Origin of the sequence: Streptomyces caelestis (genome assembly GCF_001279005.1) — a bacterium.
In the GTDB taxonomy this organism is placed as follows: domain Bacteria; phylum Actinomycetota; class Actinomycetes; order Streptomycetales; family Streptomycetaceae; genus Streptomyces; species Streptomyces heliomycini.
The window spans coordinates 1-25,045 of record NZ_LGCN01000188.1 but is presented as its reverse complement, the minus strand read 5'-3'; the positions used below and the strand labels follow the sequence as shown (position 1 = coordinate 25,045).

The window sequence follows — 25,045 nt, the reverse complement described above, 5'->3', positions numbered from 1 at the left end:
TGCGCGGCTGCCTGCCGAGGTCGATCAGCGACACCCCGCCCCGCTTCGGGGCCGCTCCCTCCGGATCCGTCACCGGCTGACCCCATGGGTGCCGATCGCGTGTTCGCGTACGGCGCCGCCGCCGGCCTCCTCGGCGACCTGCTGCTCGGCGATCCCCGCCGGGGGCATCCGGTCGCCGCCTTCGGGCGGGCCGCGGCTGCCGTGGAACGGGTGCTGTGGCGGGACGACCGGGGCCGGGGCGCGGTGCACACCGCCGTCTGCGTCGGCGGGACCGTCGCACTGGGGAGCCTGGCCGCACGCCTCGTACGCTCCTCCCCCGCCGCCTCCGCCGCCCTGACCGGTGTCGCCACCTGGGCCGTCGTCGGCGGGACCTCGCTGGCCCGGGAGGCCCGCGCCATCGGACGGGCGCTGGAGGCCGGGGACGTCGAGGCGGCCCGGGCACGGCTGCCGCACCTGTGCGGCCGGGACCCGCAGGCCCTGGACGCCGACGGGATCGCCCGCGCGGTGGTCGAGTCCGTCGCCGAGAACACCTCCGACGCCGTGGTGGGCGCGCTGGTGTGGGGCGCCGTCGCCGGGGTGCCGGGGCTGCTCGGGTTCCGGGCCGTCAACACGCTGGACGCGATGGTCGGCCACAAGTCCCCCCGCTACCGGCGCTACGGCTGGGCCTCCGCCCGCCTCGACGACGTCGCCGGGTGGCCGGGGGCGCGACTGACCGCCGTACTCGCCGCGCTCGCGGGACCGGACCCGCGCGGGGCCGTGCGGGCGTGGCGCGCGGACGCGGCGAAGCACCCGAGCCCCAACGCCGGGCCCGTCGAGGCGTCCTTCGCGGGCGCGCTCGGCGTACGGCTCGGCGGGACCCTCTCCTACGGCGGGCGGGTCGAGCACCGGCCCGTCCTGGGCGGCGGCGGGCGTGCCGTCGCCGTGTCCGACATCGACCGGGCGGTACGGCTCTCGCGGCGGGTCGGCTGGCTCGCGCTCGGGGCCGGCGTCGCCGCGCGGAGCGTCATGAAGGGACGTGCGTCGTGAGCGGTGGAGGACTGCTGGTCGCCGGGACCACCTCGGACGCCGGCAAGAGCGTGGTGACCGCCGGGATCTGCCGGTGGCTGGTGCGGCAGGGCGTGAAGGTCGCGCCGTTCAAGGCGCAGAACATGTCGCTGAACTCGTTCGTGACACGGGAGGGCGCCGAGATCGGGCGGGCGCAGGCCATGCAGGCCCAGGCCTGCCGCCTCGAGCCGACCGCGCTGATGAACCCGGTGCTGCTCAAGCCGGGCGGCGAGCGGTCCAGCCAGGTGGTGCTGCTGGGCAGGCCGGTCGGCGAGATGAGCGCGCGCGGCTACCACGGCGGGCGGCAGCAGCGGCTGCTGGGCACGGTGCTGGACTGTCTGGAGCGGTTGCGGGGCACGTATGACGCGGTGATCTGTGAGGGGGCCGGCAGCCCGGCCGAGATCAATCTGCGGCGCACCGACATCGTGAACATGGGGATCGCCCGGAACGCCGGGCTGCCGGTCCTCGTGGTCGGCGACATCGACCGGGGCGGCGTCTTCGCGTCCTTCTTCGGCACCGTCGCGCTGCTCTCCCCCGAGGACCAGGAACTGGTCGCCGGGTTCCTGGTGAACAAGTTCCGGGGCGACGTGTCGCTGCTGGAACCGGGCCTCGACATGCTGCACGACCTGACCGGGCGGCGGACGTACGGCGTGCTGCCCTTCCGCCACGGGCTCGGCATCGACGAGGAGGACGGACTCAGGGTGTCGCTGCGCGGCGCCGTACGGGAGTCCGCGGTGGCCGCGCCGGTCGGTGAGGACGTGCTGCGGGTCGCCGTGTGCGCGGTGCCGCTGATGTCCAACTTCACCGACGTGGACGCGCTCGCCGCCGAACCGGGTGTCGTGGTGCGGTTCGTGGACCGGCCCGAGGAACTCGCCGACGCCGACCTCGTGGTCGTACCGGGCACCCGCGGGACGGTACGGGCGCTGGAGTGGCTGCGGGAGCGCGGGCTGGCGGACGCGCTGACCCGGCGGGCGGCCGAGGGGCGGCCCGTGCTCGGGATCTGCGGGGGCTTCCAGCTCCTCGGCGAGCACATCGAGGACGAGGTCGAGAGCCGCGCGGGGCACGTCGACGGGCTCGGCGTCCTGCCCGTGCGGGTGCGGTTCGCACGGGAGAAGACCCTCACGCGTCCGTCGGGCGAAGCCCTCGGGGAGCCCGTCGAGGGGTACGAGATCCATCACGGGGTCGCCGACGTCCTGGGAGGGACGCCCTTCCTGGACGGCTGCCGGGTCGGACAGACCTGGGGCACGCACTGGCACGGCTCGCTGGAGTCGGACGGTTTCCGGCGGGCCTTCCTGCGCGAGGTGGCCGCCGCCGCGGGCCGCCGCTTCGTACCGGCCCCCGACACCTCGTTCGCCGCGCTGCGCGAGGAGCAGCTCGACCGGCTCGGCGATCTGATCGAACAGCACGCGGACACGGACGCGCTGTGGCGGCTCATCGAGTCCGGCGCGCCGCAAGGACTGCCCTTCATCCCACCGGGAGCGCCCGCATGAGCACTGTGTTGTTGTTGTCGACCGCCGACACGGACCTGCTGGCGGCCCGTGCCTCCGGCGCCCCCTACCGGATCGGCAACCCGACCCGCGTGGACGTGGCGGACGAGCTGCCCGCGCTGCTGGACGGGGCGGACCTCGCCGTCGTACGGCTGCTGGGCGGCAAGCGCGCCTGGGAGGACGGGCTCGCGGCGCTGAAGGCGTCCGGGATCCCGGCGGTGCTGCTCGGCGGGGAGACGGTGCCGGACGCGGAACTCATGGCCGAGTCGACGGTGCCGGCCGGTGTGGTGGCGGAGGCGCTGCGGTACCTCGTCGAGGGCGGCCCGGACAACCTCACCGAACTGGCCCGGTTCCTGTCGGACACCGTGCTGCTGACCGGCGAGGGCTTCGAGGAGCCGCGGAAGATGCCGCAGTACGGCGTCCACGGCGAGCGTGCCCTGGAACAGGGCCGCCCGACGGTCGGCGTGCTGTTCTACCGGGCGCACGAACTGAGCGGCAACACCGCCTTCGTGGACACGCTGTGCGACGCCATCGAGGCGCGGGGCGCCAACGCCCTGCCCGTGTACTGCGGTTCGCTGCGCGGCGCCGACCCGGAGCTGTACGGGCTGCTGGCGAAGGCCGACGCCCTGGTCGCCACCGTGCTGGCGGCCGGCGGCACCCACGCCTCGCAGGCGTCGGCGGGCGGCGACGAGGAGGCCTGGGACGTCGGGGCGCTCGCCGACCTGGACGTGCCGGTGCTGCAGGGGCTCTGCCTCACCTCCTCGCGCGCCGCGTGGGAGGAGTCCGACGCCGCCCTGTCCCCCATGGACGCGGCGATGCAGGTCGCCATCCCCGAGTTCGACGGCCGGCTGATCACCGTCCCGTTCTCCTTCAAGGAGCAGGGCCCCGACGACGTCCCGGTGTACGTCGCCGACCCGGAGCGGGCCGCGCGGGTGGCCGGGATCGCCGTACGGCACGCCCGGCTGGGGCACAAACCGAACGCCGGGAAGAGGCTCGCGCTGGTCTTCACCGCGTACCCGACGAAGCACTCGCGCGTCGGCAACGCGGTCGGCCTGGACACGCCCGCGTCGGCGGTCCGGGTGCTGGACGCGCTGCGGGACGCCGGGTACTCCCTCACCGACTACCCCGACAACGGCGACGAGTTGATCCACCGGCTCATCGAGGCCGGCGGGCACGACGTCGAGTGGCTGACCGAGGAGCAGCTGGCCGCCGCGCCCGCGCGGGTGCCGCTGGCGGACTACCGGGCGTGGTTCGAGCGGCTGGACCCGGAGCTGCGGGAGGGGATGCGTCAGGCGTGGGGCGAGCCGCCGGGGTCGCTGTACGTCGACGGGGACGACATCGTGCTGGCGTCCCTGCGGTTCGGGAACGTCGTGGTGATGATCCAGCCGCCGCGCGGCTTCGGGGAGAACCCGATCGCGATCTACCACGACCCCGACATGCCGCCGTCGCACCACTACATGGCGGCCTACCGGTGGCTGGAGAACAGTTTCGGCGCCGACGCGATCGTGCACATGGGCAAGCACGGCACGATGGAGTGGCTGCCGGGCAAGGGACTGGGGCTGGGCGCCGGGTGCGCGCCGGACGCGGTGCTCGGCGACCTGCCGCTGATCTACCCGTTCATCGTCAACGACCCCGGCGAGGGCACCCAGGCCAAGCGGCGCGGGCACGCCACGGTGGTCGACCACCTGGTGCCGCCGATGGCGCGGGCCGACACGTACGGCGATCTGGCCAAGCTGGAGCAGCTGCTCGACGAGTACGCGCTGGTCTCCGACCTGGACCCGGCGAAGGCGCCGGCGGTGCGCGCGCAGATCTGGACGCTGGTGAAGGCCGCCGAGCTCCACCACGACCTGCACGTGGACGACCAGCCGGACGACGACGCCTTCGACGAGTTCGTCATGCACATCGACGGCTACCTGTGCGAGATCAAGGACGTGCAGATCAGGGACGGCCTGCACATCCTCGGCGGCGGCCCGGTGGGCGAGCCGCGCGTGAACCTCGTCCTCGCGGTCCTGCGCGCCTCGCAGGTGTGGGGCGGGCGGGCGAACGCGCTGCCGGGCCTGCGGGCCGCGCTGGCCGCGCACTTCGGGCTGGTGGAGAAGGAGCTGCTGGCCGAGCCGGGCGCGCCGGTGAAGGCGCCGGTGGAGCTGACCGACCTGGTGGACGGTCCGGCGCGTACCGGCGCCGACGTGATCGACCTGCTGGAGCGGCTGTGCCGGCGGTTCGCGGAGGGGATGGAGGAGCGCGGCTGGGCGGCCGGCTCGGTCCCCCCGCTGGTGCGGGAGGTACTGGGCACCGAACTCCCCGACGCGGTGGCCGTGTTGCGGTTCGCCTGCGAGGAGGTCGTGCCCCGGCTGGCCCGGACGACGGACGAGATCGGGCACATCCTGCGGGCGCTGGACGGTGGTTACGTCCCGGCGGGACCGTCGGGGTCGCCCACGCGCGGGCTGGTCAACGTGCTGCCGACCGGACGGAACTTCTACTCCGTCGACCCCAAGGCGATCCCCTCGCGGCTGAGCTGGGAGGTCGGGCAGTCCCTCGCGGACTCCCTGGTGCAGCGGTACCTCCAGGACACGGGCGCGTACCCGAAGTCCGTCGGCCTGACGGTGTGGGGCACCTCCGCGATGCGCACCCAGGGCGACGACATCGCCGAGATCCTGGCGCTCCTCGGCTGCCGTCCGGTGTGGGACGACGCGTCGCGGCGGGTGACCGGGTTCGAGGTGGTCGGCCTGGAGGAGCTGGGCCGGCCGCGCATCGACGTCACGGTGCGCATCTCCGGTTTCTTCCGGGACGCGTTCCCGCACGTGGTGGGGCTGATCGACGACGCGGTACGGGCGGTGGCGGAGCTGGACGAGCCCGCCGGGTCCAACTACGTGCGGGCGCACGCCGACGAGGACACCGCCGGGCACGGCGACCGGCGGCGGGCCACCGCGCGCATCTTCGGCTCGAAGCCGGGGGCCTACGGGGCCGGTCTGCTGCCGCTGATCGACGCGCGGAACTGGCGGTCGGACGCGGACCTCGCCGAGGTGTACGCGGTCTGGGGCGGCTACGCCTACGGGCGCGGGCTCGACGGGCGGGCGGCGCGCGGCGACATGGAGACGGCGTTCCGGCGGATCGCGGTGGCGGCGAAGAACGTCGACACGCGCGAGCACGACATCCACGACGCGGATGACTATTTCCAGTATCACGGCGGCATGGTCGCCATGGTGCGGCACCTGACGGGGGCGAGCCCCGAGGCGTACGTCGGGGATTCCGCCGTCCCGGACCAGGTGAAGACCCGGACGCTGGGCGAGGAGACGCACCGGGTCTTCCGTGCGCGGGTGGTCAACCCCCGCTGGATGGCGGCGATGCGGCGCCACGGCTACAAGGGCGCCTTCGAGATGGCGGCGACCGTGGACTACCTCTTCGGGTACGACGCCACGGCAGGGGTGGTGGACGACTGGATGTACGAGAAGTTGTCGGCCGAGTACGTGTTCTCGCCCGAGAACCAGGCGTTCATGCGGAAGTCCAATCCCTGGGCGTTGCGCGGCATCACGGAAAGGCTGCTGGAGGCGGCGGACCGCGGGCTGTGGGCGGAGCCGGACCAGGAGACCCTGGACCGGCTCCGGGCGACCTACCTCGAGCTCGAGGGAGATCTGGAGGGGGACGCGTGATCTCCCTCGGTATCCCCGCGCAGGCGGGGAGCACAGCAACAGCTCGACGAGATGTTCGTGGAGGAGCGGACCATCCCCGCACGGGCGGGGAGCACGCTTCGACGTTGGCGGAACGGCATGCGGATTTCGCACCGTCCGAGTTCGATTCACACCAAGGAGTGATCGCCGCGTGAGCACGCCTTATCCGTTCACCGCCATCGTCGGACAGGACGATCTTCGGCTGGCGCTCCTGCTCAACGCGGTGAGTCCTGCGGTGGGCGGGGTTCTCGTTCGAGGTGAGAAGGGCACCGCGAAGAGCACCGCCGTGCGCGCTCTGGCGGCGCTGCTGCCGGAGGTGGACGTCGTACCCGGGTGCCGGTTCTCCTGCGACCCGGCTGCCCCCGACCCGACCTGTCCCGACGCCCCCCACGAGCCGGGCGCTGCCACGTCGCGTCCTGCCCGCATGGTCGAACTGCCCGTCGGCGCCTCCGAGGACCGGCTCATCGGGGCACTGGACATCGAGCGTGCCCTCTCCGAAGGCGTCAAAGCGTTTGAACCCGGCCTCCTGGCCACCGCGAACCGGGGACTTCTCTACGTCGACGAAGTCAACCTGCTGCACGACCACCTCATTGACGTTCTGTTGGACGCCGCCGCCATGGGCGCCTCGTACGTCGAGCGCGAGGGCGTCTCCGTACGGCACGCGGCGCGGTTCCTGCTCGTCGGGACCATGAATCCGGAGGAGGGCGAACTGCGGCCGCAGCTCCTCGACCGGTTCGGACTGACCGTCGAGGTGGCCGCCTCGCGCGAACCCGACCAGCGGGTCGAGGTCGTCCGGCGGCGGCTGGCGTACGACGACGACCCCGCCGCCTTCGCCACGCGGTGGGCCGGCGAGGAGGCCGCCGTACGGGCGCGGATCGGGGCGGCGCGGAAGCTGTTGCCGTCGGTGCGGCTCGGGGACGGGGCGCTGCGGCAGATCGCGGCGACCTGCGCGGCGTTCGAGGTGGACGGCATGCGGGCCGACATCGTGATGGCACGCACGGCGACCGCGCTGGCGGCCTGGGCGGGGCGGACGGACGTGCTCGCCGAGGACGTGCGGCAGGCCGCGCTGCTGGCGCTGCCGCACCGGCGGAGGCGGAATCCGTTCGACGCGCCGGGCCTCGACGAGGACAAGCTCGACGAGACGCTGGAGGAGTCCGGGGGCGGCGACGGCCCCGACACCGATCCGGACGGGCCCGACGGAGGTGGCGGGCAGCCGCCCGCGGAAGGCCCGGAGGGTCCGCAGGGCGGTGGTGACGCGGGGGCGCCGGCCGAGGCCGGGGACGCCGGGGAGGCCGAGCGGTCCGCGGGGGCCGGTTCCGGTGAGCGGTCCCCGGTGGGCGCCGCCGAGCCCTTCCGCACGAAGGTGCTGAGCGTGCCCGGGATCGGCGAGGGCGCCGCCGGGCGGCGGTCGCGGGCGCGCACCGAGCACGGGCGGACGACGGGCGCGCGGCGGCCCGGCGGCCCGCTGACCACGTTGCATCTGGCCGCCACCGTCCAGGCCGCGGCACCGCACCAGCGGGCGCGCGGGCGCAGTGGGCCAGGACTGGTGATCCGACGGGACGACCTCAGGCAAGCGGTGCGAGAGGGGCACGAATCCAATCTCGTGCTGTTCGTCGTGGACGCCTCGGGGTCGATGGCGGCGCGGCAGCGGATGGGCGCCGTGAAGGGCGCCGTGGTGTCGCTGCTGCTCGACGCCTACCAGCGGCGGGACAAGGTGGGCCTGGTGACCTTCCGGGGGTCGGCGGCCGAGGTCGCGCTGCCGCCCACGTCGTCGGTGGACGCGGCGGCGGCCCGGCTGGAGTCGCTGCCGACCGGTGGGCGGACCCCGCTGGCGGCGGGGCTGCTCAAGGCGCACGACGTGCTGCGGGTGGAGCGGCTGCGGGACCCGGCACGGCGTCCGCTGGTGGTGGTGGTGACGGACGGGCGGGCGACCGGTGGAGCCGAGCCGGTCGCGCTGGCCTCGCGTGCGGCGCGGCTGTTCGCGGCCGAGGGGGTCGCGTCGGTGGTCGTGGACTGCGAGTCGGGTCCGGTGCGGCTGGGTCTCGCCGGGCGGCTGGCCGGTGAGCTGGGCGGCAGTGCCGTGACGCTGGACGAACTGCGGGCCGACTCGATCGCCGGGCTGGTCAGGGATGTGCAGGGGACTTCGAGGAGGGCCGCGTAGTGCCGAAGGGACAGCCGAGTGTCGTACCGGACGACGGCCTGACGACCCGTCAGCGGCGCAATCGTCCGCTGGTCGTCGTGCACACCGGCATCGGCAAGGGCAAGTCGACCGCCGCGTTCGGGCTGGCGCTGCGGGCCTGGAACCAGGGGTGGCCGATCGGGGTGTTCCAGTTCGTCAAGTCGGCGAAGTGGAAGGTCGGCGAGGAGAACGCGCTGCGGGTGCTCGGCGCCTCCGGCGAGGGCGGGACCGTCGACTGGCACAAGATGGGCGAGGGCTGGTCCTGGGTCCAGCGCGATGCGCAGATGGACAACGAGGAGAAGGCCCGGGAGGGCTGGGAACAGGTCAAGCGGGACCTCGCCGCCGAGACGTACAAGCTGTACGTGCTCGACGAGTTCGCCTACCCGATGCACTGGGGGTGGGTCGACACCGACGAGGTGGTGTCCGTGCTGCGGGAGCGGCCGGGGACGCAGCACGTGGTGATCACGGGGCGGAACGCGCCGGAGAGGCTGGTCGAGGTCGCCGACCTCGTGACCGACATGTCCAAGGTCAAGCACCCCATGGACGCCGGGCAGAAGGGGCAGAGGGGCATCGAGTGGTGAGCTCCGTCCCGCGGTTGGTGATCGCCGCGCCCTCGTCGGGGAGCGGCAAGACCACCGTCGCCACGGGGTTGATGGCCGCGCTGTCCGCGCGGGGGTTCGCCGTGTCCCCGCACAAGGTGGGGCCCGACTACATCGATCCCGGCTACCACGCGCTGGCCACCGGGCGGACGGGGCGCAACCTCGACGCGTACCTGTGCGGTCCCGAGCTGGTCGCTCCGCTGTTCGCGCACGGTGCGGGCGGGTGCGACATCGCCGTCGTCGAGGGCGTGATGGGGCTGTACGACGGGGCGGCCGGTGAGGGCGAGCTGGCGTCCACCGCGCAGGTGGCGAAGTCGCTCCGGGCGCCGGTCGTGCTCGTCGTCGACGCGTCGTCGCAGTCGCGGTCGGTGGCGGCGCTGGTGCACGGGTTCGTGAGCTGGGATCCGCAGGTGCGGGTCGGGGGCGTGATCCTGAACAAGGTCGCCTCGGACCGGCACGAGGGGCTGTTGCGGGAGGCGCTGGAGTCCGTCGGGGTGCCGGTGCTCGGTGTCCTGCGGCGGGCCGCTCAGGTGGAGACGCCTTCTCGGCATCTGGGGTTGGTGCCTGTCGCCGAGCGGGGCTCTGTGGCTGTCGAGGCCGTTTCGGCGATGGCCGCGCAGGTGGCTGCCGGGTGTGATCTGTCGGCGTTGGTCGCGCTCGCGCGGAGTGCGGGGGCGCTGACGGGTGCGGCTTGGGACGCGGGTGAGGCCTTGGTTTCCTCGCCCCCGCCGCCCCTTCCCTTCCCGTCCCCGGGGGCTGCGCCCCCGGACCCCCATCGGCCCTGCGGGCCTCGTCCTCAAACGCCGGACGGGCTGGAGGGTGCCGGACGGGCTGTAAGGGTTGCCGTCGCGGGCGGGAGCGCCTTCACGTTCTCGTACGCCGAGCACGCCGAGCTGCTGTCCGCCGCCGGGGCCGAGGTCGTCACCTTCGATCCGTTGCGGGACGAGGAGCTGCCCGAGGGGACGGCCGGGCTGGTCGTCGGGGGCGGGTTCCCCGAGGTGTACGCCGCCGAGTTGTCCGCCAACGAGGCGTTGCGCAAGGCCGTCGCGGAGTTGGCTCTCAGCGGTGCTCCCGTCGCGGCCGAGTGTGCCGGGTTGCTGTACCTGTGCCGGGAACTCGACGGGCTGCCCATGTGCGGGGTGCTGGACGCCTCCGCGCGTATGTCGGAGCGGCTGACCCTGGGGTACCGGGACGCCGTGGCCGTGAGCGACAGTGCGCTGGCCGGCGCCGGTACCCGGATGCGGGGGCACGAGTTCCACCGGACCGTCGTCGAGCCGGGGGCCGGGGAGGAGCCCGCCTGGGGGATGCGGGCGCCCGAGCGGCGTGTCGAGGGATTCGTACAGCGCGGTGTGCACGCGAGCTATCTGCACACGCACTGGGCGTCCGAGCCCGGTGTCGCCCGTCGGTTCGTGGAGAGGTGCCGGACGTCATGAGCAGCAGGCTGGTCGGGGTCGGGGTGGGGCCCGGGGATCCGGAGCTGGTGACCGTCAAGGGGGTCAACGCGCTGCGGGCCGCCGACGTCGTCGTGGTGCCGGTCCTCGACTCCGGTGAGCGCGGGCGGGCCGAGGCGACCGTGCTGCACTACGTGCCCGCCGGGAAGGTCGTCCGGGTGGTGTTCGCGCTGAACGAGCGGACCGACCGGGCACGGCGCGAGGCGGCCTGGGACGCCGCCGGCGAGCGGGTCGCCGGGCTGCTGCGGGAGCACCGGGCCGTCGCCTTCGCGACCATCGGGGACCCCAACGTGTACTCGACGTTCACGTATCTGGCCCAGACCCTCGTGGAGCTGGTGCCGGACACCGTCGTCGAGACCGTTCCGGGGATCACCGCCATGCAGGATCTGGCGGCGCGGTCGGGTGCGGTGCTGACCGAGGGGACCGAGCCGCTCACGCTGGTGCCGGTGACCGCCGGGGCCGCCGTGCTCAAGGACGCCCTGGCCGGGCCCGGGACCGTCGTCGCGTACAAGTTCGGGCGGCGGGCCGGTGAGGTCGCCGAGGCGCTGCGGGAGACCGGGCGGATCGGGGGCGCGGTGTGGGGGTCGGCGCTGGGGCTGCCGGAGGAGTCGGTGCGGCCGGCCGCCGAGCTGGACGGGGCGCCGCTGCCGTACCTCTCGACGCTCATCGCGCCGCCGCGGCGTGACGGCGGGCGGGGCGGGAAACTGTGAGCCGGACTCGGGCGCGCTCAGTGCGCGGCGCCCACCACCAGCCAGATGAACAGCACGCCCGCGATCGTGCACAGCAGGGTGGAGCGGGCCGGGTGCTCGTGGTGGGCCTCGGGCAGGATCTCGGCCGCCGCGAGGTAGAGCAGGACGCCGCCGAACAGGCCGAGGTAGCCGCCGAGCAGCGGTTGCGGGATGGTGAGGAACAGGGTCGAGGCGGCGCCCGCCACCGGTGCCGCCGCGTCCGCGAACAGCATCGTCAGCGCGCGGCGGCGGGCGTTGCCGTAGACGCGGGTGAGCGTGTACGTGTTGAAGCCGTCCGCGAAGTCGTGGGCGACCACGGCCACCGCGACGGCGGCGCCCATGCCGCCGCCGACCTGGAAGGCGGCGCCGATCGCCACGCCGTCCATGGCGCTGTGGCCGACCATCGCGGCGGCGGCCGTGAGGCCCACCTCGGGCGTGCGGCCGTCGCTCTCCTCGGCGCCGTGCGCGGCCTGCCGGTGGGCCAGCAGGCGTTCCACCAGGTGGGCCAGGAGGAAGCCGGCGACGAAGAGCAGCAGGGCCGCGGGGACGCCGTACACCTCGGCGCCGGCCGCCTCCAGGGACTCCGGGAGGAGTTCGAGGCCGACGACGCCGAGCATCAGCCCGCCGGCCAGGCCCAGCACCAGGTGGCGGCGGTCGGTCACGCGGTGCGCCGCCCAGCCGCCGACCAGCGTCATCAGGAACGCGCCGAGCGCGACGAGGACCGCCATGTGCTCTTCGTATCCGATCGGCGCCCGTCCACGCACGCGTGACAGCCGCTCACCGCCCACTGTCTTTGACCGTTCGCCAGAGAGGACCGATTTCCATGGCCGATGCCGCAGGCGGCAAGGTGACCTTCGTCGGAGCCGGCCCCGGCGCCGCCGATCTGCTGACGTTCCGTGCCGCGCGCGCCATCGCCGAGGCCGACGTCGTGATCTGGGCCGCCAGCCTGGTGCAGGAGGAGGTCCTCCGGCACGCGCGTGAGGACGCCGAGGTCCTCGACTCGGCGACGATGTCCCTGGAGGACGTCGTGGCCGTCTACGAGCGGGCCCACGCGCAAGGGCTGAAGGTCGCGCGGATCCACTCGGGCGATCCCGCGCTGTGGGGCGGCACCCAGGAGCAGGTCGACCGGTGCGCGGAGCTCGGTGTCGCGACCGAGATCGTGCCGGGTGTGTCGTCGTTCTCCGCCGTCGCGGCGCTCGCGGGGCGGGAGCTGACCATTCCCGAGGTGGCGCAGTCCGTGGTGCTGACCCGGCTCGGCGGCGGCAAGACGCCGATGCCGCCCGGTGAGGAGGTCCGCGAGTTCGCGCGGCACGGCACCACCATGGCGATCTTCCTGTCGGCCGCCCGCAGCGGGCAGCTGGTGCGGGAGCTGCTGGAGGGCGGCTATCCGACGTCCACGCCGGTCGTCGTCGCGTACCAGGCGACCTGGCCGGAGGAGCTGGTCGTGAAGTGCACGATCGGCACGCTGGAGGAGACGGTCAAGGAGCACAAGCTCTGGAAGCACACGCTGTTCCTGGTCGGTCCGGCGCTCGACGCGCACGGCACCCGCTCGCACCTGTACCACCCCGGTCACTTCCACGGCTTCCGCAAGGCCGACCCTCAGGCGCGCCGGGCGTTGCGCGCGCGGGGTGCGAACACGTGATCACCGTCGTCGGGATGGGGGCGGGGGCGCCGGTCGACGAGCGGTGCGCGGCCGGGGCGGAGCTGGTGGTCGGCGGGCGGCGGCACCTGGACGCCGTGCGGCTGCCGGAGGGGGCCGAGCGGATCGTGCTCGGGCCGCTGGCGCCCGCGCTCGACACCGTCGGGACGTACGTCGCCGAGGAGCGGCCGGTCGTGGTGCTGGCGTCCGGGGACCCCGGGTTCTTCGGGATCGTGCGGGCGCTGGCCGAGCGGTTCGGGCCGGAGCGGCTCGACGTGCGGCCCGGTGTCTCCTCCGTGGCCGCCGCGTTCGCGCGGGTCGGGCTGCCGTGGGACGACGCCGTGGTGGTGAGCGCGCACGGCAGGGATCCGCGGACGGCGGTGCACCTGTGCCGGGCCCGTCCGAAGGTCGCCGTGCTGACGGGTCCGGGGGCGGGTCCGGCCGAGCTGGGGGCCGCGCTGCGCGGCACCGCGCGGGTGCTGGTCGTCGCCTCCGCGCTCGGCTCCGCCGAGGAGCGGGTGGAGCGGGTGACGCCCGCCGAGGCCGCCGTGCGGGACTGGGGTCCGGCGGTGAGCGTGGTGCTGTGCCTGGACGAGGCGCGGGCCCTCGGGCCGGTACGGACCGTCGCGGGCGGGGCCGGGGACGGCCGGCCCGCCGGCTGGGCGCTGGACGAGACCGGGTTCGACCACCGCGACTCCATGATCACCAAGTTCGAGGTGCGGGCCCTGGCCCTGGCCCGGCTCGGCCCGCGCCCCGGTGAGCTGGTGTGGGACGTCGGCGCGGGGTCGGGGTCCGTGGCCGTGGAGTGCGCGCGGCTCGGGGCCGCCGTCACCGCCGTCGAGAAGGCGCCGGACGGGGTGGAGCGCGTCCGCGCCAACGCCGCCGCGCACGGGGTCGACGTGCGCGTGGTGCACGGGGCGGCGCCGGATGTGCTGGCCGGCCTCGACGAGGACCCCGACGCCGTGTTCGTCGGCGGCGGGGGGCGCGAGCTGCCGGCGGTCGTCACCGCGTGCGCGCGCCGGGCGCGGCGGACGGTCGTCGTCGCCGTGGCCGCGCTGGACCGGGTTCCGGCGGCCCGCGAGGCGCTGGTGAACGCCGGGTTCTCCTGCGACGGCGTGCTGCTGCAGTCGTCGCGGCTGGCGCCGTTGCCCGGGGACGTGACCCGGCTGGCGGCGACCAATCCCGTTTTCCTGCTGTGGGGCGTCAGGCCTCCGGCGCACACCGAAGGAGTCTGCGAGTGATCGGCCTCATCTCCGCCACGGCGGCCGGAGCGGCCGCGCGGGACCGGCTGGCCGCCGTGTGGCCGGACCGCACGCGCGTGTACGAGGGTCCCGTGCCGGACGCCGTGCGGGCCGCGTTCGCCGAGTGCGAGCAGCTCGTGTGCTTCCTCGCCACGGGGGCCGTGGTGCGGCTGGTGGCGCCGCTGCTGGGCGACAAGGCGAGCGACCCGGGCGTGGTCTGCGTCGACGAGGGCGGACGGTTCGCGGTGTCGCTGGTCGGCGGGCACGGCGGCGGGGCGAACGAGCTGGCCCGCGCGGTCGGCGAGGTGCTGGGCGCCGAACCGGTGGTGACGACGGCGACCGACGCGGCCGGTCTGCCGGGTCTGGACACCCTCGGCCTGCCGGTGGAGGGCGACGTCGCCGCCGTGTCGCGGGCCCTGCTGGACGGGGAGGCGGTGGCGCTGCGGGCCGAGGTGACCTGGCCGCTGCCGCCGCTCCCGGTCGCGGGCGAGGGGGCGTACACGCTCCGGGTCACGGACCGGCTGGTCGAGCCGGGCGAGCGGGAGGCGGTGCTCCGGCCGCCCACCCTCGTGGTCGGCGTCGGCGCCTCGAAGGGCGCCCCCGTGGACGAGGTGCTCGGTCTGGTCGAGGGCGCCCTGCGCGAGGCCGGGCTGTCGGCGGCGTCGCTCGCCGAGCTGGCCACCGTGGACGCCAAGGCCGACGAGCCCGGCATCGTGGCGGCGGCCCGGCGGCTCGGGGTGCCCCTGGTGACGTACGCCGCCGGGGAGTTGGCGGGCGTCGAGGTGCCCAATCCGTCGGACGCGCCGCTGGCCGCCGTCGGCACCCCGTCGGTCGCGGAGGCCGCCGCGCTGGTGGGCGGGGGCGAACTGCTCGTGCCCAAAAGGAAGTCGGCGGCACGGCCCGCGAGGGCGACCTGTGCCGTCGTGCGGCGGCCGGGGCGCGGGCGGCTCGCGGTGGTCGGGCTGGGGCCCGGCGCCCGGGACCTGCTCACCCCGCGGGCGAAGGACGAACTGCGGCGCGCCTCCGTGCTGGTGGGGCTCGACCAGTACGTCGACCAGATCCGCGATCTGCTGCGCCCCGGCACGCGTGTGCTGGAGTCCGGTCTCGGGGCGGAGGAGGAACGGGCCCGCACGGCCGTCGCCGAGGCCCGGCGCGGGCAGGCGGTCGCGCTGATCGGCAGCGGGGACGCCGGGGTGTACGCCATGGCCTCCCCGGCGCTCGCGGAGGCGTCCGACGACATCGACGTGGTCGGGGTGCCGGGCGTGACGGCGGCGCTGGCGGCCGGGGCGCTCCTGGGGGCGCCGCTGGGCCACGACCACGTGTCGATCAGCCTGTCGGACCTGCACACGCCGTGGGAGGTCATCGAGCGGCGGGTGCGGGCGGCGGCCGAGGCGGACCTCGTGGTGACGTTCTACAACCCGCGCAGCCGGGGCCGTGACTGGCAGCTGCCGAAGGCGCTCGCGATCCTCGCCGGGCACCGGGAGCCGGCGACGCCGGTCGGAGTGGTGCGCAACGCGTCCCGCGCGGACGAGTCGAGCCGGCTGACCACGCTGGCCGCGCTGGACCCGGCGACGGTCGACATGATGACGGTCGTGACCGTGGGCAACACGGCGACCCGGGAGATCGCGGGGCGCATGGTCACCCCGCGTGGCTACCGCTGGCAGGAGGAGGCACGGTGAACCGCGTGGTGCACCCCATCGAGCAGGAGTCCTTCCGGCGGCTGCGCGCCCGCCTCGACACCTCGCACTTCCCGCCGCTGACCCGGGCGGTGGTGGAGCGGGTCGTCCACTCCGCGGCCGACCTGGAGTACGCGTCCGACCTCGTCATGGACGAGGGCGAGCTGACGAAGGCCCACGCCGCGCTGCACGCCGGGGCGCCGGTCGTGGCGGACGTGGAGATGGTCGCGGCCGGGATCACCCGCCGCGAGACCGTGTGCCGGCTGGGGGACGCGCGGTCCGGGCCGGGGCTGACGCGTTCCGCGCACGCCGTGCGGCTGGCGTACGAGGAGGTGGGGCCCGGCGCCCTGTGGGTGATCGGCTGTGCGCCGACCGCCCTGGAGGAGCTGCTGACCCTGGACGCCTCCCCCGCGCTCGTCATCGGGCTGCCCGTCGGTTTCGTCGGGGCGGCCGAGTCCAAGGCCGCGTTGCGGGAGAGCGGGCTGCCCGCCGTGAGCAACGTGTCCGAGAAGGGCGGGTCGGCGGTCGCCGCCGCCGCGCTCAACGCCCTGCTGTACCACCCCGTTCCATCCGAGAATCCCGAGGAGAACCTGTGACCACCCCGCCGCCCGCCCTGCTCATCGCCGGCCACGGCACCCGGGACGACGCCGGAGCGGAGGCGTTCCGCGACTTCGTACGGGAGCTGGGGCGCCGTCACCCCGAACTGCCCGTCGCCGGCGGGTTCATCGAGCTGTCCCCGCCGCCGCTGGGCGAGGCCGTCGCCGAGCTGGTGGAGCGGGGGGCGCGGCGGTTCGCCGCCGTGCCGCTGATGCTGGTGTCCGCCGGGCACGCCAAGGGGGACATCCCGGCCGCGCTGGCCCGCGAGAAGGAACGGCACCCGGGCGTCTCGTACACCTACGGCCGTCCGCTGGGCCCGCACCCCGCGCTGCTGAGCGTGCTGGAACGGCGGCTGGCGGAGGCGGTCGACCCCTCCTGGGACCCGGCCGAGGTGACCGTGCTCCTGGTGGGGCGCGGGTCGACGGACCCGGACGCCAACGCCGAGGTGTTCAAGGCGGCGCGGCTGCTGTGGGAGGGCCGCGGGTACGCGGGCGTGGAGACGGCGTTCGTGTCGCTGGCGGCGCCGGACGTGCCGAGCGGACTCGACCGGTGCGCGCGGCTGGGAGCGCGCCGGATCGTCGTCCTGCCGTACTTCCTGTTCACCGGGATCCTGCCGGACCGGGTGCGGCGGCAGACCGAGGAGTGGGCGGCGGCGCACCCGGAGACCGGGGTGCGGTCGGCGGACGTCATCGGTCCGGAGCCGGAGCTGCTGGATCTGGTGTGGGAGCGGTACGAGGAGGCCGTCGGGGGCGACCTGCGGATGAACTGCGACTCGTGCGTGTACCGGATCGCGCTGCCGGGCTTCGAGGACAAGGTGGGGCTGGCGCAGCGGCCGCACTTCCACCCGGACGACGACGGCCACCACCACGGGCACGGTCACGCGCACTCCCATGCGCACTGAGCCGGCGGCCGACGGGCACGACCTGCGGCACCACGGGGACGCCGAGGTCCGCGACGACGGCTGCGCGCTGGTCGACCTGGCGGTGAACGTCCGCGCGGACACGCCTCCGGGGTGGCTGCGGGAGCACGTCGCCGGGTCGCTGTCCGGGCTCGCCGCCTATCCGGACGGGCGGGCGGCGCGGGCGGCGGTGGCGGCACGGCACGGGCTGCCGGTGGAGCGGGTGCTGCTGACGGCCGGGGCGGCGGAGGCGTTCGTGCTGCTGGCGCGGGCGCTGAAGGTGTGCCGGCCGGTGGTGGTGCATCCGCAGTTCACGGAGCCGGAGGCGGCGCTGCGGGACGCCGGGCACACGGTGGACCGAGTGCTGCTGCGGGAGGCGGACGGCTTCCGGCTGGACCCGGCGGCGGTGCCGGAGGACGCGGACCTGGTGGTGGTCGGCAACCCGACGAACCCGACGTCGGTGCTGCACCCGGCCGCGGCGCTCGCCCGGCTCGCCCGGCCGGGGCGGACGCTGGTGGTGGACGAGGCGTTCATGGACGCGGTGCCGGGCGAGCGCGAGGCGCTGGCCGGGCGCACGGACCTCCCCGGTCTCGTCGTCCTGCGCAGCCTCACCAAGACGTGGGGGCTGGCGGGGCTGCGGATCGGCTACGTCCTGGCGGCCCCGGAGACCGTCGTGGAACTGGAGCGCGCGCAGCCGCTGTGGCCGGTGTCCACACCGGCGCTGGCGGCGGCGGAGGTGTGCGTGGGGCCCCGGGCGTGCGCGGAGGCGGCCGCCGCGGCCCGCCGCGTGGCGGCGGACCGCGCGCATCTGATCGCGGGGCTGCGGGAGTTCGCCGGTCACGGGCTGCGGGTCGTGGAGCCCGCCGAGGGCCCCTTCGTCCTGGTCCGGCTGCCGCACGCGGCGACGGTGCGGCGCCGTCTGCGCGATCTCGGCTACGCGGTGCGGCGCGGGGACACGTTCCCGGGGCTGGGCGAGGAGTGGCTACGGCTGGCGGTACGGGACCGGGGGACGACGGACGGGTTCCTGGGCGCGCTGGACCGGGTCCTGGGAACGGGTTGATCCGCCCCCGCCGCCACCCGGCCCCGTCCCCGGCCCTCGTCGTCACCCTCGCGCGCCCCGCACGGCGCCCGCCTCATCCGACCACGCGCCCGTTCAGCACCACCCGGCGCGGATCCGTCAGTACGCGGACGTCCGCGCGCGGGTCGGTGTCGTAGACCACCAGGTCCGCCGGGGCGCCCTCCTCCAGGCCCGGCCGTCCGAGCCACTTGCGGGCCGCCCAGGTCCCGGCCGCGAGCGCCTCGACCGGCGGAATGCCGGCCCTGACCAGCTCAGCGACCTCGTCGGCGGCGAGGCCGTGCGGGAGGGAGCCGCCGGCGTCCGTGCCGACGAACACGGGGATGCCGGCGTCATGGGCGGAGCGCACGGTGTCGTAGCGGCGTTCGTGGAGCCGGCGCATATGGGCCGACCAACGGGGGAACTTGGACTCGCCGCCGTCGGCGAGCGCGGGGAAGGTGGCGATGTTGACCAGGGTGGGGACGATCGCGACGCCCCGTTCGGCGAAGAGGGGGATGGTGTCGTCGGTCAGGCCCGTCGCGTGCTCGACGCAGTCGATGCCGGCCTCGACCAGGTCTTGCAGGGAGTCCTCGGCGAAGCAGTGCGCGGTGACGCGGGCGCCCAGCCGGTGCGCCTCGGCGATCGCCGCCTCGACCGCGCCGCGCGGCCAGCAGGCCGACAGGTCGCCCAGGTCGCGGTCGATCCAGTCGCCCACCAGCTTCACCCAGCCGTCGCCGCGCCGGGCCTCCCGCGCGACGTACGCGACGAGGTCCTCGGGCTCGACCTCCCAGGCGTAGTCGCGGATGTACCTGCGGGTGCGGGCGATGTGCCGGCCGGCCCGGACGATCTTCGGCAGGTCGTCGCGGTCGTCGATCCAGCGGGTGTCGGACGGCGAGCCCGCGTCGCGCAGCAGCAGGGCGCCGGCGTCGCGGTCGGTGAGCGCCTGCCGCTCGGCGACGTCCTCGGGGACCGCGCCGTGCCGGTCGAGGCCCACGTGGCAGTGGGCGTCCACCAGGCCGGGCAGCACCCAGCCGTCGACGGCGCGGACGTCGCGGGCGCCGACGGGAGGGTCGTAGGAGATCCGGCCGTCGACGACCCACAGCTCGTCTCGGACCTCGTCCGGGCCGACGAGGATCCGCCCCTTCACGTGCAGCACCGCGCGTTCGCTCATACCCGGCACCCTAGTGAGGCGCTATCCGGGCCCGCCCACCTGGTCCGAGGTCTCCTCCTCCACGTCCGCCATGGCGGGGTCGAGGAGGCGGGAGAGGAAGTGGCGGGTGCGTTCGTGCCGGGGGGCGCCGATGACCTGTCCGGGGGCGCCCTCCTCGACGATCACTCCGCCGTCCATGAAGACGACCCGGTCGGCGACCTCGCGGGCGAAGGTCATCTCGTGGGTGACGACCATCATCGTCATGCCCTCGTCCGCGAGCATCCGCATGACGGCCAGGACGTCGCCGACCAGCTCGGGGTCGAGCGCCGAGGTCGGCTCGTCGAACAGCATCACCTCGGGGCCCATGGCCAGCGCGCGGGCGATGGCGACGCGCTGCTGCTGGCCGCCGGAGAGGGAGGACGGGTAGGCGTCCGCCTTCTCGGCCAGCCCCACCCGCCGGAGGTTCTCGGCGGCCACGCGCGCGGCCTCCGCCTTGCCCCTGCGCAGCACCCTGCGCTGCGGCAGCGTGAGGTTCTCCACCACCGTGAGGTGCGGGAAGAGGTTGAACTGCTGGAAGACCATGCCGATGCGGCGGCGTACGGCGTCGATGTCGACGTCCGGGTCGGTGAGTTCCGCACCGCCGACGAAGACCTGGCCCCCGGTGGGTTCCTCCAGGAGGTTCACGCACCGCAGCAGGGTCGACTTGCCCGACCCGGACGGGCCGATCACGCAGACGACCTCGCCCTGGCCGATCTCCAGGTCGATGCCGCGCAGCACCTGGTTGTCGCCGAAGGACTTGTGCAGACCGCTGACGCGGATCTCCGGTCGGCTCGGGGTCATTTCACGGCCTCCTGGGCCTTGGCCTCCATACGGCGCACGACGAAGCCGAGCGGGACGGTGATCAGCAGGTAGCACAGGCCGGCCACCAGGATCGGGGTGGAGTTGGCGGTCTGGCTGGCCAGGTCGCGGCCGTACTTGGACAGCTCGCGCTCCTCCAGGGTGACGCCGAGGAACAGCACCAGCGAGGAGTCCTTGAAGAGCAGGACGAGTTCGTTGGTGAGCGGCGGGAGGATGATCCGGAAGGCCTGCGGGACGATGATGGAGACCATGGCCCGGGCGGGCGAGAAGCCCAGCGAACGGGCCGCCTCCATCTGTCCCTTGGGGACCGCCTGGATGCCGGCCCGGATCGTCTCCGCCATGTACGCGGCGGCCACCAGTCCGAGCGCGAGCGCGACCTTGCCGTAGGTGCCGCCGACGATCTCCGTGCCGGGGAAGGCGAGCGGCACGGCGACGCCGATGAAGATGAAGATCAGCAGGGCGGGCAGGCCGCGGAAGATCTCGATGTAGAGGCCGGCCAGCCAGCGGTACGGGCCGACGGAGGACAGCCGCATCAGCGCGATCAGCATGCCGAGGGCGAGTCCGACGGCGAAGCCGGTGACCGTGTAGAGCACGGTGTTCTTCAACGCCAGCGTGATGACCTCGGGGAACATCCGCTCGGCGATGTCGGCCTGCGCGAACTGGTTCTGCAGCCTGCCCCAGTCGGCCGAGACCGCGAAGGCGATCACGGCCGCGACGAAGACGGCGTACTGGACGCCGCGCGACAGGCCGCGTTTCTGGCGCCTGGTCAGGCCCTTCTTCTTCGGCTGGAGTTCCGTCTTCTCGGTGCCGGTCATGGGTTCAGGACGCGGCCGGCGAGGCGGCGGACTCGTCGTACGGGCCGATCCACCGCTCGTACAGCTTCTTGTACGTGCCGTCGGCCTTGGCGTCCGCGAGCGCCTTGTCGATGGCCTCGCGCAGCGCCGTGTTGCCCTTCTTCACCGTGAAGCCGTACTCCTCGCCGGTGTCGATCTGCGCGGCGACCTCGAAGGCGTCGGCGTTGGCCTTGTCCTTCAGCCAGCCCTGGACCACCGGGTAGTCGATGACGACGGCCTTGACCTGGCCGGTGCGCAGGCCGTTGAGGACGGCGTCGGAGGACTCGAAGGAGACCGGGTCGAAGCCCTGCCCCTTGACGTAGTCCTCGCCGGTGGTCTGCGCCTGGGCGCCGAGCTTGACGTTCTTCGTCTTCACGTCGGCGAGGGAGGCGACGCCGCTGCCCTTGTCGACGAGGACGGCCTGGGTGGCGTTGAAGTACGGGTCGGAGAAGTCGACGTTCTTCTTCCGCTCCTCGGTGATGGTCATGCCGGCCGCGGCCAGGTCGCACTCGCCGGAGTTGAGGAAGGCGCCGGTCTTGAAGTTCTCGAAGGGCGTGTCGATGATCTCCTGCTTCACGCCCAGGTCCTCGGCGACCAGGTCGATCAGCGCGACGTCGAAGCCCTGCACCTTGCCGTCGATCTCCGACTGGAAGGGCGGGTACGGGAGGTGGGTGCAGGTGGTGAGCTGCCCCGCCTTGACGACCTCGACCCCGCCGGCGGCGGTCTTCGAGCCGCTGCCTCCGTCGTCGCTGGAGGTGCAGGCGGTCAGGAGGACCAGTCCGGCCGTCACGGTGGTGGCGGCCAGGGCACGGGCCCGGCGGCCGGGGAGCGTCTTCACGGAAGCCTCCTGTCAAGGAACTGTGAGTTCAGATTATAAGTAAAGGTTTGAGGCCCTCAAACCAAACCGATGGTCACGGGGCCGCCCGGCCTGAGAACCCCGCGGTCGGGCCTCATGCCGGGCGAAGGTTTACCCTCGACCTCGTCGTACGTACCCGCGCCGTCGCGAAGTAAAGAGAGCACCGCCGTGACCCACCCCCTCCTCGACCTGCCCCCGCTGGGCGCCGCACGCTTCGCCTCGATCGAGGACCGGGTGGCACGGCTGCTGAGCACCGGGCAGGACGTCGTGATCATGCAGGGTGAGGCGCTGCTGCCGCTGGAGGGCGCGATCCGCGCGACGGCCGGCCCCGGCACGACCGCGCTGAACGTCGTCACCGGCCCCTACGGGCAGACCTTCGGCGACTGGCTGCGGGACTGCGGCGCCACCGTGATCGATCTGGCGGTGCCGTTCCACACGGCGGTGACGGCCGAGCAGGTCCGGGCCGCGTTCGCCGAGCACCCGGAGATCGACTTCGTGTCCCTGGTCCACGCGGAGGCGGCGACCGGGAACACCAACCCGGTCGCGGAGATCGGCGAGGCGGTGCGGGCGCACGGGGCGCTGTTCTACCTGGACGCGGTGGCGTCGATCGGTGCGGAGCCGGTGCTGCCGGACGCGTGGGGCGTGGACCTGTGCGTGATCGGGGCGCAGAAGGCGATGGGCGGCCCGGCCGGGGTGTCGGCGGTGTCGGTGAGCGGGCGGGCATGGGCGCGGATGGCGGCGAACCCGCGGGCGCCGCGCCGTTCCTACCTGTCGCTGCTGGACTGGAAGGAGCGCTGGATCGACGGCGGCCGCAAGGCGCTGCTGCACGCTCCGGCGCAGTTGGAGATGCTGGCGCTCGAGGCGTGCGTGGAGCGGATCGAGGCGGCGGGGCTCGACGCGGTGATGGCACGGCACGCGGCGGCCGCGGCGGCGACGCGGGCGGGCGCCCTCGCGCTGGGCGGAGGGCTGGAGCCGTACGTGCACGACGCGGCGGAGGCGGCGCCCGTCGCCACGACCCTGCGGGCGCCGTCCGGCACGGTGGCCGCGGACCTGGTGGCCCGCGCCCTGTCCGCCGATCCGGCCCTCCCGCTGGCCGCGGGCGGCGGCGCGCTCGCCAAGGAGATGATCCGCGTCAACCACTACGGCCCCGAGGCGACGCCGGGCGCGGTACGGGCGAGCCTGGCGGCGCTGGGAGCGGCGCTCGGCGAGAAGGGGCTGGACGTGGACACCGAGGGGGCCCTGCGGGCCGTGGAAGCGGCCTGGGGCTGACGTCGCGGGCCGGGGCCGCCCATTCTCCGCCCCCGCCGCCCCTTCCCTCCCTGCCCCCGGGGCTGCGCCCCAGCCCCCTTCCGGCCCTGAACGAACCTCGCCCCCAGGCGCCGGTCGGGCTGGAAAGCGTGAACGGCGCTCCCGGACCGTCGGCTTCGGGCCATCCCCTGTCAGGGCCGTGCCCGGCCGCGGGGGCCGTGCCATGCTGCCCCCATGACTGCCGACCCGTCGGCGCGGACGCCGATCACACTGCCCGACGGACGCCCCGTCCCCCGGTTCACCGGTGACGAGCGGTCGATGCTGGAGGACTGGCTGGACCACCACCGCGGAACACTGGCGCTGAAGTGCGCCGGGCTGGACGACGCGCAGGTGCGGCTCGCGTCGGCCGAACCGTCGGCGCTGACCCTGCTGGGGCTGGTGCAGCACCTCGCCGAGGTCGAGCGGAACTGGTTCCAGCGGGTGGTCGCCGGCCTCGACGTGCCTCCGGTGTTCGAGGACCGGGGCGGGTTCGCCCTCGATCCCGCGCGGGGACTCGACGAGGTGCTCGGCGTCTGGCGCCGGGAGGTGGCGCGGGGGCGGGAGCTGTGCGCGGGGCTGACGCTGGAGGACACCGGGCGGATCACCGAGGGGCCGGCCGCCGGGGCCGAGGTCAGTCTGCGCTGGGTGCTCATCCACCTCGTCGAGGAGTACGCGCGCCACAACGGCCACGCGGATCTGTTGCGGGAGCGTATCGACGGAGTGACCGGGGCCTGAATTCCGTGGAATTATCGGAATCCTTCGCACAGATTCTCCCGCGACATTCTTTCGCTTATTTCCCGATTACCCTGCGGAGTAGCTTCCCGTCTTCTCCTGCCCGCTTCTCCCGACCCTAAACGCCACGATTTCGAGAACGTGGAGCCGGGCGTCACGGGAGTTACGCACTTGTGATCGGTTCCACACCGCGCCCGCTATGCGGCTTATGCACCGGTGCAAACAGGGCATATCGCCAAGCTCTCGCGCGATCCCACCCGCACGCGTGATAACACAGATCGAGCCTGCGCGTAACCCCGGCAGACGATGCAATTTTGAATTTACCTGGGTAAGTTCAATTCACATGACTGCCGCACAAGCAGACCTGCAAATCGACCGCCCCACCGTGGCGGACGGAGCCGTGCTGTGGCGGATAGCCAAGGACTCGAAGGTCCTCGACCTGAACTCGTCGTACAGCTATCTGCTGTGGTGCCGTGACTTCGCCGCCACCTCGGCCGTCGCTCGCGACGAGCGCGGAGAGCCGATCGGCTTCGTCAGCGGATACCTGCGTCCGGACAGCCCGCGCACCCTGCTCGTCTGGCAGGTCGCGGTGGACGCGTCGCACCGCGGCCGCGGCCTCGCCGCCGCACTGCTCGACGGACTGGCCGCCCGGACCGCCGAGGAGCACGGGGTGGACACCGTGGAGACCACCATCACGCCGGGCAACACCGCGTCCGAGCGCCTGTTCACCGCGTTCGCGGAGCGTCACGGCGCCCTGCTGGAGCGCGAGGTGCTGTTCGACGCCGGCCAGTTCCCCGACGGACCGCACGACCCCGAGGTGCTGTACCGCATCGGGCCGCTCGCGCGCTGACCGCGCGGCCCGGCCCCCGACTCTCCGACTTCTTCCGACTCCCTCTGACCTCCCACGCCACCGAGGAGCGATTCGTCGTGACCATCACCCAGCCCGACCTCAGCGTCTTCGAGACCCTCGAGTCCGAGGTGCGCAGCTACTGCCGCGGCTGGCCCACCGTCTTCGACCGTGCGCACGGCAGCCGCATGTACGACGAGGACGGCCATGAGTACCTGGAC

The 25,045-nt window shown here is 74.1% G+C and carries 21 protein-coding genes and 1 pseudogene; 17 read left to right on the top strand and 5 right to left on the bottom strand.

Translation table 11 applies throughout. The features are described 5' to 3' along the window. Positions 1–84 precede the first annotated feature (84 nt). From ADK41_RS16225 to cobI, 7 genes are all read left to right on the top strand, one after another. The gene (locus ADK41_RS16225) at positions 85–1,026 is read left to right on the top strand and encodes a cobalamin biosynthesis protein (RefSeq protein ID WP_030833829.1); all 942 of its coding nucleotides are present in this window, start codon (positions 85–87) and stop codon (positions 1,024–1,026) included. Beyond that, positions 1,023–2,534, top strand: coding sequence for a cobyric acid synthase (locus tag ADK41_RS16220; RefSeq protein ID WP_030833826.1), 1,512 nt, complete (start codon positions 1,023–1,025; stop codon positions 2,532–2,534). The genes ADK41_RS16225 and ADK41_RS16220 overlap by 4 nt, the downstream gene beginning before the upstream one ends. Further along, a complete protein-coding gene (gene cobN / locus ADK41_RS16215) occupies positions 2,531–6,181 on the top strand; it encodes a cobaltochelatase subunit CobN (protein WP_030833823.1) in 3,651 nt (1,216 codons plus the stop codon). The genes ADK41_RS16220 and cobN overlap by 4 nt, the downstream gene beginning before the upstream one ends. 169 nt (positions 6,182–6,350) lie before the next feature. Continuing rightward, positions 6,351–8,360: a putative cobaltochelatase gene (locus tag ADK41_RS16210; protein ID WP_030833820.1), complete on the top strand. Its 2,010-nt coding sequence runs from the start codon at positions 6,351–6,353 to the stop codon at positions 8,358–8,360. Continuing rightward, a complete protein-coding gene (gene cobO, locus ADK41_RS16205; RefSeq protein ID WP_030833817.1) occupies positions 8,360–8,959 on the top strand; it encodes a cob(I)yrinic acid a,c-diamide adenosyltransferase in 600 nt (199 codons plus the stop codon). The genes ADK41_RS16210 and cobO overlap by 1 nt, the downstream gene beginning before the upstream one ends. After that, positions 8,953–10,410: a cobyrinate a,c-diamide synthase gene (locus tag ADK41_RS16200; RefSeq protein WP_030833814.1), complete on the top strand. Its 1,458-nt coding sequence runs from the start codon at positions 8,953–8,955 to the stop codon at positions 10,408–10,410. Before cobO ends, ADK41_RS16200 begins: the two co-directional genes overlap by 7 nt. Next, on the top strand, positions 10,407–11,138 hold the full coding sequence (gene cobI / locus ADK41_RS16195; RefSeq protein ID WP_030833812.1) for a precorrin-2 C(20)-methyltransferase: 732 nt from the start codon (positions 10,407–10,409) through the stop codon (positions 11,136–11,138). Before ADK41_RS16200 ends, cobI begins: the two co-directional genes overlap by 4 nt. Positions 11,139–11,155: 17 nt before the next feature. On the opposite strand, the gene ADK41_RS16190 is transcribed toward cobI, so the two are convergent. Further along, positions 11,156–11,884, bottom strand: a complete 729-nt coding sequence (locus tag ADK41_RS16190) for a ZIP family metal transporter (protein WP_030833809.1) — start codon at positions 11,882–11,884, stop codon at positions 11,156–11,158. Positions 11,885–11,979: 95 nt separating this feature from the next. On the opposite strand from ADK41_RS16190, the gene cobM reads away from it, so the two are divergent. The 6 genes from cobM to cobC are packed head-to-tail and all read left to right on the top strand — an operon-like array spanning position 11,980 to position 18,267. Beyond that, positions 11,980–12,798, top strand: a complete 819-nt coding sequence (cobM, locus tag ADK41_RS16185; RefSeq protein WP_030833806.1) for a precorrin-4 C(11)-methyltransferase — start codon at positions 11,980–11,982, stop codon at positions 12,796–12,798. Further along, positions 12,795–14,036, top strand: a complete 1,242-nt coding sequence (locus ADK41_RS16180; protein ID WP_030833803.1) for a bifunctional cobalt-precorrin-7 (C(5))-methyltransferase/cobalt-precorrin-6B (C(15))-methyltransferase — start codon at positions 12,795–12,797, stop codon at positions 14,034–14,036. The genes cobM and ADK41_RS16180 overlap by 4 nt, the downstream gene beginning before the upstream one ends. Further along, entirely contained in the window at positions 14,033–15,715 is a 1,683-nt protein-coding gene (gene cobJ, locus ADK41_RS16175; RefSeq protein WP_030833800.1) for a precorrin-3B C(17)-methyltransferase, read from the top strand. The genes ADK41_RS16180 and cobJ overlap by 4 nt, the downstream gene beginning before the upstream one ends. After that, the gene (locus ADK41_RS16170) at positions 15,712–16,308 is read left to right on the top strand and encodes a precorrin-8X methylmutase (protein ID WP_030833797.1); all 597 of its coding nucleotides are present in this window, start codon (positions 15,712–15,714) and stop codon (positions 16,306–16,308) included. The genes cobJ and ADK41_RS16170 overlap by 4 nt, the downstream gene beginning before the upstream one ends. After that, complete coding sequence (locus ADK41_RS16165; protein WP_030833793.1) at positions 16,305–17,210, top strand: sirohydrochlorin chelatase; 906 nt, start codon at positions 16,305–16,307, stop codon at positions 17,208–17,210. The genes ADK41_RS16170 and ADK41_RS16165 overlap by 4 nt, the downstream gene beginning before the upstream one ends. Continuing rightward, positions 17,200–18,267: an Rv2231c family pyridoxal phosphate-dependent protein CobC gene (cobC, locus tag ADK41_RS16160; RefSeq protein ID WP_030833791.1), complete on the top strand. Its 1,068-nt coding sequence runs from the start codon at positions 17,200–17,202 to the stop codon at positions 18,265–18,267. Before ADK41_RS16165 ends, cobC begins: the two co-directional genes overlap by 11 nt. 73 nt (positions 18,268–18,340) lie before the next feature. Here cobC and ADK41_RS16155 read toward each other — a convergent pair whose 3' ends face one another. Genes ADK41_RS16155 through ADK41_RS16140 form a run of 4 tightly spaced genes read right to left on the bottom strand, consistent with a single transcriptional unit; the run spans position 18,341 to position 21,940 of the window. After that, complete coding sequence (locus tag ADK41_RS16155; RefSeq protein ID WP_030833789.1) at positions 18,341–19,432, bottom strand: amidohydrolase family protein; 1,092 nt, start codon at positions 19,430–19,432, stop codon at positions 18,341–18,343. 21 nt (positions 19,433–19,453) lie between these two features. Next, the gene (locus tag ADK41_RS16150; RefSeq protein WP_030833787.1) at positions 19,454–20,251 is read right to left on the bottom strand and encodes an amino acid ABC transporter ATP-binding protein; all 798 of its coding nucleotides are present in this window, start codon (positions 20,249–20,251) and stop codon (positions 19,454–19,456) included. Next, a complete protein-coding gene (locus tag ADK41_RS16145) occupies positions 20,248–21,084 on the bottom strand; it encodes an amino acid ABC transporter permease (protein WP_030833785.1) in 837 nt (278 codons plus the stop codon). The genes ADK41_RS16150 and ADK41_RS16145 overlap by 4 nt, the downstream gene beginning before the upstream one ends. Positions 21,085–21,088: 4 nt before the next feature. Continuing rightward, a complete protein-coding gene (locus ADK41_RS16140) occupies positions 21,089–21,940 on the bottom strand; it encodes an ABC transporter substrate-binding protein (protein ID WP_030833783.1) in 852 nt (283 codons plus the stop codon). 186 nt (positions 21,941–22,126) lie between these two features. Here ADK41_RS16140 and ADK41_RS16135 point away from each other — a divergent pair, with 186 nt between their 5' ends. From ADK41_RS16135 to ADK41_RS40870, 4 genes and pseudogenes are all read left to right on the top strand, one after another. Then, positions 22,127–23,227, top strand: coding sequence for a pyridoxal-phosphate-dependent aminotransferase family protein (locus ADK41_RS16135; RefSeq protein ID WP_030833781.1), 1,101 nt, complete (start codon positions 22,127–22,129; stop codon positions 23,225–23,227). Positions 23,228–23,440: 213 nt separating this feature from the next. After that, positions 23,441–23,980, top strand: coding sequence for a DinB family protein (locus ADK41_RS16130; RefSeq protein ID WP_030833779.1), 540 nt, complete (start codon positions 23,441–23,443; stop codon positions 23,978–23,980). A gap of 340 nt (positions 23,981–24,320) precedes the next feature. Continuing rightward, on the top strand, positions 24,321–24,827 hold the full coding sequence (gene ectA / locus ADK41_RS16125; protein ID WP_030833776.1) for a diaminobutyrate acetyltransferase: 507 nt from the start codon (positions 24,321–24,323) through the stop codon (positions 24,825–24,827). Between the two features lie 77 nt (positions 24,828–24,904). After that, positions 24,905–25,045: pseudogene (locus tag ADK41_RS40870) on the top strand (diaminobutyrate--2-oxoglutarate transaminase); the annotation flags it as partial.

Excerpts from the sequence above, each read along its gene's own strand:
- ADK41_RS16225 (WP_030833829.1), top strand. The coding sequence starts at position 85 with ATGGGTGCCGATCGCGTGTTCGCGTACGGCGCCGCCGCCGGCCTCCTC.
- cobN (WP_030833823.1), top strand. The coding sequence starts at position 2,531 with ATGAGCACTGTGTTGTTGTTGTCGACCGCCGACACGGACCTGCTGGCG.
- cobI (WP_030833812.1), top strand. The coding sequence starts at position 10,407 with ATGAGCAGCAGGCTGGTCGGGGTCGGGGTGGGGCCCGGGGATCCGGAG.
- ADK41_RS16190 (WP_030833809.1), bottom strand. The coding sequence starts at position 11,884 with ATGGCGGTCCTCGTCGCGCTCGGCGCGTTCCTGATGACGCTGGTCGGC.
- cobM (WP_030833806.1), top strand. The coding sequence starts at position 11,980 with ATGGCCGATGCCGCAGGCGGCAAGGTGACCTTCGTCGGAGCCGGCCCC.
- cobC (WP_030833791.1), top strand. The coding sequence starts at position 17,200 with ATGCGCACTGAGCCGGCGGCCGACGGGCACGACCTGCGGCACCACGGG.
- ADK41_RS16155 (WP_030833789.1), bottom strand. The coding sequence starts at position 19,432 with ATGAGCGAACGCGCGGTGCTGCACGTGAAGGGGCGGATCCTCGTCGGC.
- ADK41_RS16150 (WP_030833787.1), bottom strand. The coding sequence starts at position 20,251 with ATGACCCCGAGCCGACCGGAGATCCGCGTCAGCGGTCTGCACAAGTCC.
- ADK41_RS16145 (WP_030833785.1), bottom strand. The coding sequence starts at position 21,084 with ATGACCGGCACCGAGAAGACGGAACTCCAGCCGAAGAAGAAGGGCCTG.
- ADK41_RS16130 (WP_030833779.1), top strand. The coding sequence starts at position 23,441 with ATGACTGCCGACCCGTCGGCGCGGACGCCGATCACACTGCCCGACGGA.
- ectA (WP_030833776.1), top strand. The coding sequence starts at position 24,321 with ATGACTGCCGCACAAGCAGACCTGCAAATCGACCGCCCCACCGTGGCG.